The sequence below is a fragment of the Mesorhizobium sp. M7A.F.Ca.US.006.04.2.1 genome, from assembly GCF_004022915.1.
Classification (GTDB): domain Bacteria; phylum Pseudomonadota; class Alphaproteobacteria; order Rhizobiales; family Rhizobiaceae; genus Mesorhizobium; species Mesorhizobium ciceri.
On sequence record NZ_RZQA01000057.1, the window covers coordinates 1 to 14,014 of the forward strand.

The 14,014-nt window shown below is 62.9% G+C and carries 15 protein-coding genes; 3 read left to right on the forward strand and 12 right to left on the reverse strand.

Annotated features, from left to right (window positions below; genetic code table 11):
* On the forward strand, positions 1–343 hold a 343-nt coding region (locus EN925_RS05315), incomplete at its 5' end, for an SDR family oxidoreductase (RefSeq protein WP_128336390.1).
* Between the two features lie 31 nt (positions 344–374).
* On the opposite strand, the gene EN925_RS05320 is transcribed toward EN925_RS05315, so the two are convergent.
* From EN925_RS05320 to EN925_RS05370, 11 genes are all read right to left on the reverse strand, one after another.
* Positions 375–632, reverse strand: coding sequence for a hypothetical protein (locus EN925_RS05320; RefSeq protein WP_063168507.1), 258 nt, complete (start codon positions 630–632; stop codon positions 375–377).
* A gap of 60 nt (positions 633–692) precedes the next feature.
* Complete coding sequence (otsB, locus tag EN925_RS05325; RefSeq protein WP_127384954.1) at positions 693–1,475, reverse strand: trehalose-phosphatase; 783 nt, start codon at positions 1,473–1,475, stop codon at positions 693–695.
* The gene (locus EN925_RS05330; RefSeq protein WP_013530900.1) at positions 1,472–3,253 is read right to left on the reverse strand and encodes a trehalose-6-phosphate synthase; all 1,782 of its coding nucleotides are present in this window, start codon (positions 3,251–3,253) and stop codon (positions 1,472–1,474) included. The genes otsB and EN925_RS05330 overlap by 4 nt, the downstream gene beginning before the upstream one ends.
* 142 nt (positions 3,254–3,395) lie before the next feature.
* Positions 3,396–5,558 carry an amylo-alpha-1,6-glucosidase gene (locus EN925_RS05335; RefSeq protein ID WP_127369826.1) on the reverse strand — a complete coding sequence of 721 codons (2,163 nt, stop codon included), beginning with the start codon at positions 5,556–5,558 and terminating at the stop codon, positions 3,396–3,398.
* A gap of 50 nt (positions 5,559–5,608) precedes the next feature.
* A complete protein-coding gene (locus tag EN925_RS05340) occupies positions 5,609–6,670 on the reverse strand; it encodes a glycosyltransferase family 4 protein (RefSeq protein ID WP_127384953.1) in 1,062 nt (353 codons plus the stop codon).
* A gap of 114 nt (positions 6,671–6,784) precedes the next feature.
* Positions 6,785–7,162, reverse strand: a complete 378-nt coding sequence (locus EN925_RS05345; protein WP_013530897.1) for a DoxX family protein — start codon at positions 7,160–7,162, stop codon at positions 6,785–6,787.
* 72 nt (positions 7,163–7,234) lie between these two features.
* Positions 7,235–7,693 (reverse strand): carboxymuconolactone decarboxylase family protein, encoded by a 459-nt coding sequence (locus EN925_RS05350; RefSeq protein WP_024501510.1) that lies wholly within the window; start codon positions 7,691–7,693, stop codon positions 7,235–7,237.
* Between the two features lie 43 nt (positions 7,694–7,736).
* Positions 7,737–8,240: an Rrf2 family transcriptional regulator gene (locus EN925_RS05355; RefSeq protein WP_027160676.1), complete on the reverse strand. Its 504-nt coding sequence runs from the start codon at positions 8,238–8,240 to the stop codon at positions 7,737–7,739.
* 112 nt (positions 8,241–8,352) lie between these two features.
* Positions 8,353–9,666, reverse strand: coding sequence for an NAD-dependent dihydropyrimidine dehydrogenase subunit PreA (gene preA / locus EN925_RS05360; RefSeq protein WP_013530894.1), 1,314 nt, complete (start codon positions 9,664–9,666; stop codon positions 8,353–8,355).
* Positions 9,667–9,668: 2 nt separating this feature from the next.
* Positions 9,669–11,033, reverse strand: a complete 1,365-nt coding sequence (locus EN925_RS05365) for an NAD(P)-dependent oxidoreductase (protein WP_063168508.1) — start codon at positions 11,031–11,033, stop codon at positions 9,669–9,671.
* Between the two features lie 120 nt (positions 11,034–11,153).
* Complete coding sequence (locus EN925_RS05370) at positions 11,154–11,891, reverse strand: gamma-glutamylcyclotransferase (RefSeq protein ID WP_024501513.1); 738 nt, start codon at positions 11,889–11,891, stop codon at positions 11,154–11,156.
* 166 nt (positions 11,892–12,057) lie between these two features.
* Here EN925_RS05370 and EN925_RS05375 point away from each other — a divergent pair, with 166 nt between their 5' ends.
* Positions 12,058–12,834: a VOC family protein gene (locus EN925_RS05375; RefSeq protein ID WP_127384952.1), complete on the forward strand. Its 777-nt coding sequence runs from the start codon at positions 12,058–12,060 to the stop codon at positions 12,832–12,834.
* An 81-nt stretch (positions 12,835–12,915) separates the two neighbouring features.
* Here the strand turns inward: EN925_RS05375 and EN925_RS05380 are convergent, their stop codons facing one another.
* Positions 12,916–13,404 (reverse strand): hypothetical protein, encoded by a 489-nt coding sequence (locus EN925_RS05380; protein ID WP_206519202.1) that lies wholly within the window; start codon positions 13,402–13,404, stop codon positions 12,916–12,918.
* A 198-nt stretch (positions 13,405–13,602) separates the two neighbouring features.
* Here EN925_RS05380 and EN925_RS05385 point away from each other — a divergent pair, with 198 nt between their 5' ends.
* The gene (locus EN925_RS05385; protein ID WP_127368914.1) at positions 13,603–13,995 is read left to right on the forward strand and encodes a DoxX family protein; all 393 of its coding nucleotides are present in this window, start codon (positions 13,603–13,605) and stop codon (positions 13,993–13,995) included.
* The last annotated feature ends 19 nt before the right edge of the window (positions 13,996–14,014 follow it).

Below are 14,014 nucleotides of genomic sequence, written 5' to 3' on the forward strand. Positions count from 1 at the left end.
GGTCACCTTCATCTCGGCGGTGTCGGCGCAGCTCGCAACGCCCGGCGTCGCCGGTATCGCCGCCATCAACGGCATGCTGTTGACCGTGGTGCCGATCCTGGCGATGGAGTTGAAACCGCTGCGCGTCAATGTCGTGGCGCCAGGCATCATCGACACGCCCTGGTGGGACTTTCTGGCCGAGGAGCAGAGGCAGGCGCTGTTTGCAGACTATGCCGGCAGGACCCCGGTCGGCCGCATCGGTCGCGCCGAAGACGTCGCCGCGGCAATAGCCTTCCTCGTCTCCAACGGCTTCATGACCGGTCAGGTGCTGACCTGCGACGGCGGACTGCGATTTGCGGCGTAGCGTTCCTCGGGCGCCGACAGGCTTTTCACCCTCAATTGGCTCTCTTTGGATCACCCCGCACGCTCTTTTCGCCGGGGCTGTCACCGCCCGGTCTCACCGCATCTGAAGCGGTCTTTTCCGGAACATAGGAATAATCAGGCGTATCAGCCCCATACATCTTGTTGTCGATCGCCTCTTGCCAGCTGAAATCCGCGTCGGACGGTGAAACGTCGGCAATGTCATGGCGGGAGGAGCGAGAGTGCAGCCAGTTCGGGGTGATCTCTCGGACCAATTGTGCAAAGCGTCCCATCGAAACCGTTCCTTTCCTTGCCCTTTCCAGGAGGCGCGATCGCGGTTGCGTCGGCTGGATCTAAAGTTGACCTCTCAGCCAGCCCAGCGTCTCGACAACGTCGGCAAGCCCGTACCGCGCTGCGGTGTGCGCTGGTGGGTTGACGCGTATCGATATGCCGCCGGCATCATTGACGGCCTCAAAACCGTTTTCATCCGACGTGTCGTCGCCCAGGAAGACCGGGCGACGGCCCGTGAATGGCGCAATTTCCATGAAACGCCGGATCGCGGCGCCCTTGGCGGCCTCGAGCGGCAGCAATTCAACACCGGCATTGCCGGGTACCACCCGGTAGCCCTTTGGCAGCGTGGCCAGCGCCTGCTCGACCAGCTGCGTCGCGCGCGGAAGCAGATGCGGGGCGGCGCGCGTGTGGATGGCCAGCACCCGTCCTTTGCGCTCGATATAGGCGCCACGACCGAGCTCGGCCTCGATCTCGTCGACAAGCGCAGAAATATCCGCCGGCTCATCCGCGACTTCGACGTCGTCGTTCGGTAGGAGCCGATGTTCCAGGCCATAGAGCCCGGCGGCGCGCAGCTTCAAAGGCTGAAACAGATGATCGACAGCCGCGACGGAACGGCCTGTTACGAAGGCCAATGCCCCGTTCAGCTTGCAATCCAGGCCTTGCAGCAAGGAGCGGAGCTCGTCGCTGACCGAGACGGCGTCCGGGTGTTCGGCATGTTCCAGCAGGGTGCCGTCGATGTCGAGGAACAACGCCCATTCGCCGGTCAGCACAGTGTGCGGTTTCTCCATGACGGCCTGCGGCTTGTGCAGGGTCTCGCCAACAATATTTTGCAGCGCATCGCTCATGACATCGCCACCCGTCTGCGCTCAAAAATGGAGACGACATTGTCGACGCTGGGCGGCGGGTCGCTGACGGCACCGGTCACCCGATCGAGGTCCCCGCGCTTGCGCAAACGTGCCGCATCCAGAAGCATGCTGCCGGCCCAGCGATAGACATTGTTGTTGCGGATTGTCTCGCGCATGGGGCGCATGCGCTCGCGCTGTTCTTCGGGCGACATGGTCAGTGCCTGCAACAGCGCTCCGCTCATCATGGCGGCATCGTAAGGGTTGACGATCAGCGCCTCCAGCAATTCACGCGAGGCGCCGGCGAATGTGCTGAGCATCAAAACGCCCTGCTCGTCGTCGCGCGCGGCGACGAATTCCTTTGCGACGAGGTTCATGCCGTCATGCAGGCTGGTGACCATGCATATGTCGGCGGCCCGATAGATCTCGTAGACCTGTTCTTGCGAGTGATGTTCGGCCACCATGATCACCGGCCTGTAGCCCTCGCTGCCATAACGCCGGTTGAGCTCTTCGGCATAACGGTGGCACTCGTCATGGAGCAGCTTGTAGGCGGGCAGCGTGCCGCGGCTGGGTGCCGCGATCTGCAGAAAGACCAGTTTTCCGATCCACTCAGGCTGTCGCTTGAACAATTCGTTCAAAGCGTGAAACCGATCGAGAATGCCCTTGGTATAATCGAGGCGCTCGACCCCGACGGCCAGCTTCACATCCGCTTTAAGGCCGAACCTCTCGCGCATGCGAGCGCGGCAATCGTCGACAGCGGGAAGTTTCGCCAGCAGGTCCGCCGGCCATTCTATCGAGATGGGATAGGCGTGCACCAATGTGGTCCGTCCGCCGTAGGAGATGGCCGCATCGGCCCGCTCGATGCGGCTTTCCAGGAAGCGATCGACGCTTTCGGTGAAATTGTTGGCATGGAACTGGGTGTGGAAGCCGATGATCGAGCTGCCGAGCAGGCCTTCGAGGATGCGTTCACGCCATGGGCAGATGCTGTACACTTCCGAATTTGGCCACGGGATGTGCCAGAAAGTGATGACGATCGCCTCCGGTAAGCGCTCTCGGATCATGCGCGGCAGCAGCGCGAAATGGTAATCCTGGACCAGCACGATCGGCCGCTCGTTGCGCGCCTCGGCAACCACCGTATCTGCAAACTTCCGGTTGACGGCTTCATAGGCAGCCCAGTCGGAGGCGCGAAAAATCGGCCGGGTGAAGGCGATATGGCAAAGCGGCCAAAGGCCCTCATTGGCGAAACCGAGATAATAGCCCTGATGCTCTTCCTCCGTCAGCCAGACCCGGCGCAGCGTGTAGGACGGGTTGCCAGGCGGCACCTGCACGCGATCGTGGTCGTCGACGGTAAGGCGGTCCGCCGTTCCGCCGCCATAGGCGATCCAGGTGCCCGCACAGGCGCGGGTAATGGGCTCGAGCGCCGACACCAGCCCGCTGGCCGGGACGAGCAACTCGACGCCGTCGTCCTTCACATTGTGGATGTACGGCTCGCGATTGGACACCACGATAACCTGCGCATCGGGCAGATCGTCGGCCAGGATCTTGCGCAATGTTTCTGGCGACCAGGTCACCAGCGCGGCATCGGCCGATTGGCCGTTCTTTTCGAACTCCCGTATCACCTTGCGCGCGGCCTCCGCGGCCACATCTTCGCCTGCCGTATGTGGGACGGCAGGAGGATGACGGCGACGGTGCCGCGATATGGAGAGGAATACGGCAAGAGCGGAAAAACCGAGGCTCGCGAAAATCAGAACCCAGAGCAGGTCCGCACCGTAGTTTGTCATTGAACGTCAACTCACCCCGGCCGTCGGCGACCGTTTGTTCGTGTTTCCCGTTTGAAACGGTCCGCCGGCCACGTGGTCGGCGTTCGGACCAGTGTTTTTGCAACGCACAAGGCCTGGATCGGTTCCGCCAATTTTGTTCGGATCATGTTCTTACTATGAGCGGCACCAGCCCTTCATGGCGGTCGGCCAGGAAAGCGACGACCCGGTCGCCGACGCGCTGGAAGGTGAGATCGACGACCCGGTCGCCGACGCCCAGGTGCCGCAGTGTCAGCGTGTCGATGCCGATCGGCAGCCTGGGGCGGCCGACGCGAATCTCACCCTCCCAGCCGTCGATCTCCAGGCCAAGACAGGCCTGCATCAACATGAAAGCGGAGCCCGCCGACCACGCTTGCGGCAGGCAGGCGACGGGATAGGCGATGGGTGCTTCGCCCGGCGCACGTGTAAAACCGCAGAACAGTTCGGGCAGCCGCATGTTGAAATGGACCGCGGATTCGAACGTGCCGCTCATCAGGCGAACCACGCTTTCGCGCTCGCCATAGCGCGCCAGCCCGGCACCGCAAAGGGCGGTATCGTGCGGCCAGATCGAGCCATTGTGGTACGACATCGGATTGAAGAACACGGCATCGTCGGCGAGCGTCCGCAGTCCCCAGCCCGAATGGAAGGAGGCGGAAAGCAGCTGGTCAGCCACCATCTGGGCCCGCGCCGGCTCAGGCAATCCGACAAAGAGCAGATGCCCCGCATTCGAGGTCCGCACCTTGCAGGGCTCGCCGGCACCGTCGATTGCCAGCGCATAGAAGCCGAGATCGTCAAGCCAGAAATCCCGTTCCACGGCAACCCGCATCGCTTCGGCGCGATCATCCCAGTGGTCGGCCCTGTCGTTCTCGCCCCGGCGACGGGCAAGTGCCGCCAGCCCCCGGAAGGCGGCAAAGACGTAGCCCTGCACTTCGACAAGGGCGATCGGGCCCTTGGGAATGCGGCCATCGGCATGGAAGACCGAATCGAAACTGTCCTTCCATCCCTGGTTGGCGAGGCCGGACTCGGCCGCTCGCTGGTAAGTCACAAATCCGGTCTCCCGGCCCGCCTTCTCCGTCCATTCGGCCGCGGCGCACAGCGACGGCCACAAGCCGTCGATGAACGCCATGTCACCGGTACGATCGGCGTAGGCACAGGCAAGATAGATGTAGAGCGGTGTCGTATCGACGCCACCGTAGTAGCGGCCGAAGGGAAGCTCCCGCAGCGCCACCATTTCGCCCTTGCGGGTCTCGTGCATGATCTTGCCCGGCTGGGAATCGCTGAACGGCGATGTCTCGGTCGCCTGATGCTGGGCCAGAAAGGCCAGCACGCCCCGCGCCAGGCCCGGATTGAGCCACAGCATCTGCAGCGCCGAAATGACGCCATCGCGGCCGAACGCCGTCGAGAACCAGGGGATGCCGGCATAGGGATAGGGGCCGGTCGCCAGCTCGGTGGTCAGCAACGCGACATCGGCGCGAGCGCGCTCGACCCAGTCGTTGAAGACACGGCCCGAGCTGCGCACCGTCGCGCCATGGCGACGTTTGGCCCGCATGCCAAAGCGGGCGCGGGCGGCAGCGGCGCGGAACCGGTCGCGGTCGGGCTTGTCGGCCACCTCGGGACCGACCTCGACATAAAGCACCTTCCTGCTGCGCTTGGTCACGGCGATCAGGAAATCGGCACGGTTGGCACTCAGTTGGTCCGGCGCCTGCGAGAACGATATCGCCGAGAGGCGGGCCAGGCCATCGAGCCCATCATAGCGCAGCAGGACCGACGTCGCGTTTGTTTCGGCGGCATGGGCCAGCCCGCGCTTCAGCCGTGTCGAGCCACGCACTTCGAACATGTCGCGGAAATCGGCGGAGTAGTGCAGGGAAACGCTGATCGTCGAGTGTTCCCGGCTGTAATTGGAAAGGGTGATGCGTTCAAACAGCCTGTCCTGCCAAAGCAGTCTGACGCGTTCGATGTGAATGGCTCCCTGCGGGATGTCGCGTCCACCGGCGCTCTGTATCGGCAGATTGGTCAAATTGGTGGTGAACAGCACATTGTCCTGGCTGAGCGAGGCGCCGAGCAGAGATGTCTGCCTGCCGCCGACGGTCAGCCGGAACTCGGAAAGGACCCGCGTGTCGTCGCGAAAGAAACCGTCGCCGGCGCCACGTATGTCGCCATAGGCGTCGGCAACGGCGAAGCAATCGCCCTGCTTGAGCGCAAACAACCGATGCGGCTCGCGAGGGGCGGTGGCGTCGAGCGATGCAAGCGCAACCGCAGGATCGAGCTGGCGCTCATCGAGTTGGGCCATTCGTCAAAGATCCCTGTTGTTTCGTTGCCGTGGCTCGAGCACGTCGCTGCTCAAGACGCCTTCGCCGTGCTCGGGACGCCGATCAGGCCCGCATAGGCGGCCAGATAGTCGCCGGCCATTCTTCGGGCGGAGAACCGCTTTTCGAAAACGGTCCTCACCTTTCGCCTGTCGAGTTGCAGCAAGTCCGGCACCGCAGCGACCGCGCTATCCATTGTGTCAGCGATAAAACCGGTGACGCCTTGATCGATGATCTCCGGCAGCGCACCGCAACTCCAGCCGATGACCGGTGTGCCGCAGGCCATTGCCTCGATGGCGGCAAGGCCGAACGGCTCCGGCCAGTCGATCGGGAACAGCAGGCCGGCCGCCTTGCCGAGAAATTCCGCCTTCTGATTTTCCTCGATCTCACCGACATAGACAACGCGATCGCCATCGATCAAAGGCTCGACCACCTCACGGAAATAGGCGCGATCGTCGTCGCCGATCTTTGCCGCGAGCTTGAGCTTGAGCCCCGAACGCAAGGCGATCTCGATGGCGCGATCCGGGCGCTTGTCGCGTGAGAACCGGCCGAGGAAGGCAAGGTAGGGTTCTTCGGCGGCCGTCTCGAACGTCGGCTCGTAGAGAGCAGTCGGCAATCCGTGATGGATCGTCGCCAACCAGTTGGCGTTGGCAAGGCCCGCCTTCTGGCTGTGCGAAATGGAAATCAGGGGAAAGCGCGGGAACCGTTCATAGGCCGGCGCCAGGTCGACATAATCCAGCCTGCCATGCGGCGTCGTCACCGTCCGCTCCGCAATATCCTCAAAGAAGGAAAAATGCAGGAAGTGGCTGAGGTGGAAGTGGATGACATCGAACTCCGACGCCCGTTCCCTCACCTGCGCAAGCATCGAAAGATGCGCCGCGATCTCGGATTTGAGCGGACGCGGATCGAGGCGCAACGCGCGTTCCCGGCTGGGTACCAGCTTCGCGGAGGTCTGGCTGTCGCCACTGGCAAACAGCGTCACCTCATGACCCAGATCGACCAGCGCTTCGGTCAGATACGAGACGATGCGCTCGGTGCCGCCATAGAGCCTTGGCGGCACCGATTCATAAAGCGGCGCGACATGGGCGATTTTCATATTTCATCCTGGATGCTGGGCATGCATGTGTGAAATGCGTCAACGGCTCGATTGGTTCCGATTTTATGGTTGAGCCGTCGGCACCAGAGGCCGCAGTCGGCATGGAACTGTGCGTCAAACGGATTGCGCGATCAGGGTCAGAAAGCCACCGCTCAGGGCAACATTCCCGACGAAGCCATTGATGCGGGACGCACGGTCCGGACCCTGATGGTCCCAGAAATTGTGGAACATCGGCGTGGCGACGATGAGGAACAGCAGCAGCACCGTGGCCGCGAGTGCCGTCCACAATCCTGCGATGACCAGCACACCGGCGGCGACCTGAAGCACGATACCAGTCCACAGTGCCAACCGCGCCTGCGGCACACCGCGCGCGGCCATCAGCTGGGTCAGGAAGGCCGCGTTCTGGATGTTGCGCAGGCCGGCGAAAACGAAGGCGCCGCCGAGCAGCAAGCGAGCGAGAAACAACAAGGTCGAAGGCAAATCCGCAGGCATCAAACTCTCCCCTTTAAAGGTTTAAGGCAGTGGGAGCGCGCTCTCCACGGCGCTCCCAACATGATTGGACAATCAGGCGGCCTTGGCCGCCGGCATCGGATGTATGGCTTGGAACGGGATGCACAGCCGGTTCCAGGTGTTGATCATGCCGAGCGCAACGGACAGCTTGACCAGCTCCTCTTCTGAGAAATGCTCCAGCGTACGTGCATAAAGTTCGTCCGGCACGCCGTTGTTGGCGATCAGGGTGACGGCTTCGGTCCAGGCCAAAGCCGCGCGTTCACGCTCCGAGAACAGCGGCGATTCCTTCCAGGCTGAAACCAGATAGAGCCGCTGCTCGGTCTCGCCGTCGCGCCTGGCCTCGCGGCTGTGCATCTCGACGCAGAACGAGCAGCCATTGATCTGCGAAGCCCTGAGCTTGATCAGGTGCAGCAGGCTCACCTCGAGCCCGCATTCGTCCACCGCCTTGTTGAGCGCCGACACCGCCTTCATGATCTCCGGCGCCTTGGCGAAAAATTGCAGCCTCTGTTTCATCGTCTCGTCCTTTCACGTCTGCTTGGGTTTTGAGGTTTTGGGGTTAACTGGATTTCTGCGGCCGCTGGTGGCGCTCGACAAAGGCGCAGCTCGCAGCAAGCGACCTGGGATCGCCTTCTGCCGCATAGGTGGCCACGATATCGGACAGCTTGGTCTCGGCGAGCGCGGCGCGATAGGCGCGTTCGGCCTTCAGCATCGCGGCGTTGATGCCGCAGGGTTTCACATAGGCCAACGCATCGAGCTTCACCGGACCGCGCTGGCGGATCTCGCCGCAGCGGAAGGCCGGCTCGCGGCCCTCGACGGCCAGCACGATGTCGAGCAGCGTGATGCGCTCGGCTGGCCGCGCCAGCCGATAGCCACCGGCAGGCCCGGGCACCGATTCCAGGACGCGCGCCGCGCTCAGCATGTTGAGATGCTTGAGCAGATAGCTCGGCGAAAGGCCAAAGGCCTCGGCGAGAGCGGCGCCCGGCATGGTGCTATTGCCTTCCACACTGGCCAGCGTGGCGGCGCAATGGATGGCTGCTTCAACACCCTCGCCCAGCTTCATCGAACAGGTTCCTTATTCATGGATACATACTATCGTGGATAATTCCTATCTGCAATAGGAAAATGAAAAACGGCGCTCGAAAGCGCCGTTTTTCTCTTGGGGGGGGTAGTTCCTACTCCGCAGCCACCTTGGCCATCGGGTTGTTCGGGTGCGTGGTCCAGTTGGCGTAGACCGGCGATACCGGCCTGCCGGTGCGCTGGTCCATCACACCGGCTGCCAGCGGCTCCATGGTAATGCAGTTCTCGACCGGGCAGACATTGACGCAGAGATTGCAGCCGACACACTCGGCCTCGATGACCTCGAAGTGCCTGACGCCGTCTACCATGCTGGTGATCGCCTGGTGCGAAGTGTCCTCGCAGGCGATGTGGCAGCGGCCGCACTTGATGCAGGCATCCTGGTCGATATGCGCCTTGGCGACGTAGTTCAGGTTGAGATACTGCCAATCGGTGACATTGGGCGTGGCGCGGCCGACGATGTCGTCGAGCGAGGCGTGCCCCTTCTCGTCCATCCAGTTTTCCAGGCCCGCGATCATCTCCTGCACGATCTTGAAGCCGTAGGTCATCGCCGCCGTGCAGACCTGCACATTGCCGGCGCCGAGCGCCATGAATTCGGCCGCGTCACGCCAGGTGGTGATGCCGCCGATGCCGGAGATCGGCAGGCCCTGCGTTTCCGGATCGCGCGCGATCTCGGCCACCATGTTCATGGCGATCGGCTTTACCGCCGGCCCGCAATAGCCGCCATGCGAGCCCTTGCCGTCGATGGTCGGCTGCGGCGCGAAGCTGTCGAGATCGACACCAGTGATCGAATTGATGGTGTTGATCAGCGACACCGCGTCGGTGCCGCCGGCATGTGCTGCGCGCGCGGGCTTGCGCACATCGGTGATGTTGGGCGTCAGCTTGGTAATGACGGGCATACGGGTGTTCTGCTTGCACCAGCGCACCACCATTTCGATATATTCCGGCACCTGGCCGACGGCGGCGCCCATGCCGCGTTCCGACATGCCGTGCGGACAGCCGAAATTGAGCTCGATGCCGTCGGCTTCGGTCTCCTCGACCACCGGCAGGATCGCCTTCCAGGCTTCCTCGACGCAAGGCACCATGAGCGAGACGACGATGGCGCGGTCGGGCCAGTCCTTCTTGACCTGCTTGATCTCGCGCAAATTGACCTGCAGGTCGCGGTCGGTGATCAGTTCGATGTTGTTGAGGCCGAGCAGGCGGCGGTCGGCGCCCCAGATCGCGCCGTAGCGCGGACCGTTGACGTTGACGACAGGCGGCCCTTCCTCGCCCAGCGTCTTCCACACCACGCCGCCCCAGCCGGCCTTGAAGGCGCGGATGACGTTGTAGGCCTTGTCGGTCGGCGGCGCCGAGGCCAGCCAGAACGGATTGGGCGACTTGATGCCGACGAAATTGTTTCTGATATCCGCCATGCTCATGCCCTCCCGTTCGAGGTCAGTGCCCGATTGATGCTCTCCGCAGCGTCGCGTCCCTGCGCGACCGCCGAGACGGTCAGGTCGTCGCCACCGAAGATGCAGTCGCCACCGGCCCAGACCTTGGCAAGCGACGTGCGCCCTTCCGAATCCACCTTGATGCGACCGGCTTCGAGGCCGATCGATGCACCGCTGCCATTGAGGGCGGCCGGGACAAAGCTCTGTCCAATCGCCTTGAACACCTGGTCGGCAACGAGCGTCAGCGTCTCGCCGGTGCCGGCAAGCCTGTCGCCGTTGAGGGCGGTGTATTCGAGTTCGACGGCAGTGACCTTGCCGCTCTCGGCGATCACCCGCTTCGGCTGCAGCCAGTGACGGATGCTGACGCCATTGGCAGCGGCCAGATCCTGCTCGAACTCAGACGCATTCATGTGCTCCTGGCCGCGCCGGTAGCAGATCGTCACCTCCTCGGCGCCGAGCAGCTTCGACTGTACCGCGGCGTCGATGGCCGTCATGCCGCCACCGATGACGACGACGCGGCGACCAACCGGCAGGCCGGAGAGGTCGCTGGCCTGGCGCAGCTCGGCAATGAACTCGACCGCGTTGATGACGCCGTCAGCGTCCTCGCCATCGGCACGCAGCGCATTGACACCGCCAAGGCCCATGCCGAGAAACACCGCGTCGTAATTGCGGATCAGATCCGACAGCTGATAGTCGCGGCCGAGCGCCTTGCCGTTCTGGATGTCGATACCGCCGATCGCGGTCACGTAGTCGACTTCGGCCTGGGCGAAATCGTCGACGCTCTTGTAGGCGGCGATGCCGTATTCGTTGAGGCCGCCGGCCTTCGCGCGCGCCTCCAGGATGGTCACGTCATGGCCGTGGCGGGCGAGCCGGTGCGCGGCGGCAAGGCCGGCCGGCCCGGCGCCGACCACGGCGACCGTCTTGCCGGTCGGCTCGGCGCGCGGATAAAACTGCTTGTTCTCGCCCATGGCGACGTCGGTGGCGTAGCGCTGCAGGCGGCCGATCTGCACCGGCTTGCCTTCCGCCACCTCGCGCACGCAGACTTCCTCGCACAGCGTCTCGGTCGGGCAGACGCGGGCGCACATGCCGCCCAATATGTTCTGATCGAAGATGGTCTTGGCCGAACCGATCGGATTGCCGGTCGAGATCTGGCGGATGAACAACGGAATGTCGATCGAAGTCGGGCATGCATTCATGCACGGTGCGTCGTAGCAGAAATAGCAGCGGTCGGATTCGACCAGCGCCTCGTGGTGGTCGAGCGGCGGATGCAGGTCGGAAAAATTATCCGCATACTGGTCGGCCGAGAGCCTGCCGCCCGCAATGCCTTCCCTGAATTGGCCTTCTGGCATCGTCAGTTCCCCATGTTTTCTTTTGAGGAAGGCTAGCACGTTTTATTTTTTTATCAATTGGTCAATTTTCGGCGCAAGTCCCTGAAAAGGCTCGGCAATAATATGATTTTTTTACTCATATTATTGCGACTGCGGTCGGGCTTGCAGTGCGAGCGAAAGGCCAGGCTCAAGCTTGCGGCCATGGATGGCCCTGACCTCCTGCGCCACCAATTCCTGCAATCGCCACAGATTGCGGTCGCGGATGCCGAATGCTTCGAGATGGCTGACCGTGTTGTAGAGATATTCGGCGCCGGATCCGATATGCCCGCAGGCTCTGGCCAGCACGCTCGCCACTCTGTCCAGCGGCTGGTTCAGCGACGTTCCCCTGCCCTTCACGCCGACCCAGAAGCCGAGCGCGCGCAGCTTACCCTGCGGCGTATGCACTGGCAGCCAGCGAACCGTCTCGATGCTTTCATGGTCGCTGATCTCGCGCCGCAACAGCCTTTCGATCTGCGCCGGCTTCTCACCCTCCGGCAAGCGATAGATCACGCCGTTGCAGCGCCCGCCCCGCTCGAGCGCCATCATCAACCCAGGCTGCTCGGCGCTGCCGCGCCAGCGCACCATGTCGAGGCAGAAGGAGCGGTGCCAGCCGAAGGCCGTGGCGAGCTGTTGCTCGACCGACTCGAATTCCGGCTTCCAGATCAGCGACCCATAGGCGAACACCCATAACGGTCCCTCATCGGCTTCATTGGACAGTCGCAAGGCGAGGGTTCGAAAGTCCTCGTCGTTCATGTCTGTCCAGCTCGGGTCCGGACCGGGATCGGCCTCTTCCCGATGGCACAGTGCGACAAGCTCGGGCGTGAGCGACATCAAGCGCATGGACGACAACCCCTCATGACCGCAGAGAAATCGAAAACCGCTGGATGCGCAATCAGGGAACGCTTGGCACACACACCCATTGTTGTCCGGGCGGTGTCGGATTTCCGTCGTGAGGATCGTCCTATGATGGACGACGATCGATCCATGAAAGGTGAGGAGACCGAAAATGCCAAAAACCCCGATGCCCTTCTTCTGGTACGAATTGATGACATCAGATCTCGACGCCGCCGAGGCGTTCTACACCCAAGTGGTCGGCTGGACGGCGCAGCCCTTCGATAAGGCACTCGGCATGCCGCGCTACATCGTCATGAATGTCGGCGAACGTGGCGTCGGCGGCCTGATGACCTTGCCCGAGGATGCCGCCAAGATGGGCATGCCGCCTGCCTGGCTCGGCTATATCCACACCAGGGATGTCGATGCCGCAACTGCATCGCTGGAGAAAGCCGGCGGCACCGTTCACCGCCAGCCCGACGACATTCCGGGCGTCGGCCGCTTTGCCGTCGTCGCCGATCCGCAAGGCGCGACCTTCATGTTCCTGCAGCCGAACGGTCCCGACCAGCCTGTCGTGCCGGCCAGCACGCCGGGCCACATCGGCTGGCACGAGCTTTACACGTCGGACTGGAAAGCCGCGTTCGATTTCTATTCCGACCAGTTCGGCTGGGTCGACGCCGGCGATTTCGACATGGGCCCGATGGGCACGTACCAGACTTTTACGGCCGGCCCCGAATCCGGCGGCGGCATCATGAACAAGCCCGCGCAGATCCCGGTCCCGGTCTGGCAATTCTACTTCAACGTTGCGGCCATCGACGCGGCGGCCAAACGGGTCACCGACAATGGCGGCAAGATCCTGATGGGGCCGATGGAGGTCCCCGGCGGCAGCTGGATCGTGCAGTGCCAGGACCCGCAAGGCGCGCACTTCGCCTTGATGGCGCCAGTCCGCTGACGGCGATCGAACACCGCTGACACAAAGTGCGGGCTTTCATCGGACCACCGATGAAGGCCTCTCCCCCTGCCTGGCGCCGCCTCATTCCGGCGCCAGCACCGCAACCTTCAACTCAGCTTTTTTCGCGCCGCTGAACTGGACGGTGGCCGGGCCGGGCGCAAGCTTGAAGCGCACGCTCTTGCGGATGCCAGGGCATGTTTTCACGCCACTATAGCCCGCCGACTTGATGGCCTGGCCATCCTGGATGACATCGATCCAGGCCTCCCCCGAGAGACTTATCTGGATGGCTCCCTCGGATGGCACCTCCACGCTGGCGATGGCCCCGAAACTGTCTGATGCCGGCGCACGTTCGGGCGCTACCGCAAAACCGGCTTTCTCTACCGGCACCAGCGCCAGGTCCGCAGCCGCACCAACCGCCAGTGCCGCTCCGGACGGCGTTGCCGGTGCCGCGGCAAACAGGGTCTGCTCCCGCGTCACGGGCCACTTGAAGGCCTCACAGCCGGCGTCCTCGGCCATGGCAAAGCTGGTGCCTGCAAGAATTGCGAAGAGGCTGATGGCGACTTTTTTCATGGCAAAGGGAACCCACATTTCTAGAGTGGCCGCACTAATACAACCACAACGATATAAATGCAACCTTGGCGGGAAAAATATGAAGGGTCAAGCTGGGGACATTTTCAATCACCGATTGTTGACGCCAGGCCATGGGAAGTGAATGGTCCATTCCTGGGCGATAATCTATGGGCCGGACGGATTGAAAATGGAGTCATTATGAAGCTTTTCGAAAGCCTCTCCAGATACCAGCCGCAGGCGCTCGGCGTGTTGCGCATCATGACCGCGCTGCAGTTCATCGAGCATGGCAGCCAGAAACTGTTCAACTTCCCCGTCAGCGTCGATCCCCACGCCCTTTCCGGGCTGACCACGACTGCCGCCATCCTCGAATTCTCCGGCGGCATCCTGCTCGCGCTGGGCCTGTTCACGCGACCGGTGGCATTCCTTCTGGCCGGCGAAATGGCGATCGCCTATTTCATGGCGCACATGCCGCGCGACTTCTTCCCGGTCAACAATGGCGGCGATTCGGCGATCTCGTTCTGCTTCATCTTCCTCTATCTGGTGTTTGCCGGCGCCGGCGCCTTCGCGCTGGACAGCCGCCGCAGCGCCTGACGCCAGAAAGAGGACTGTC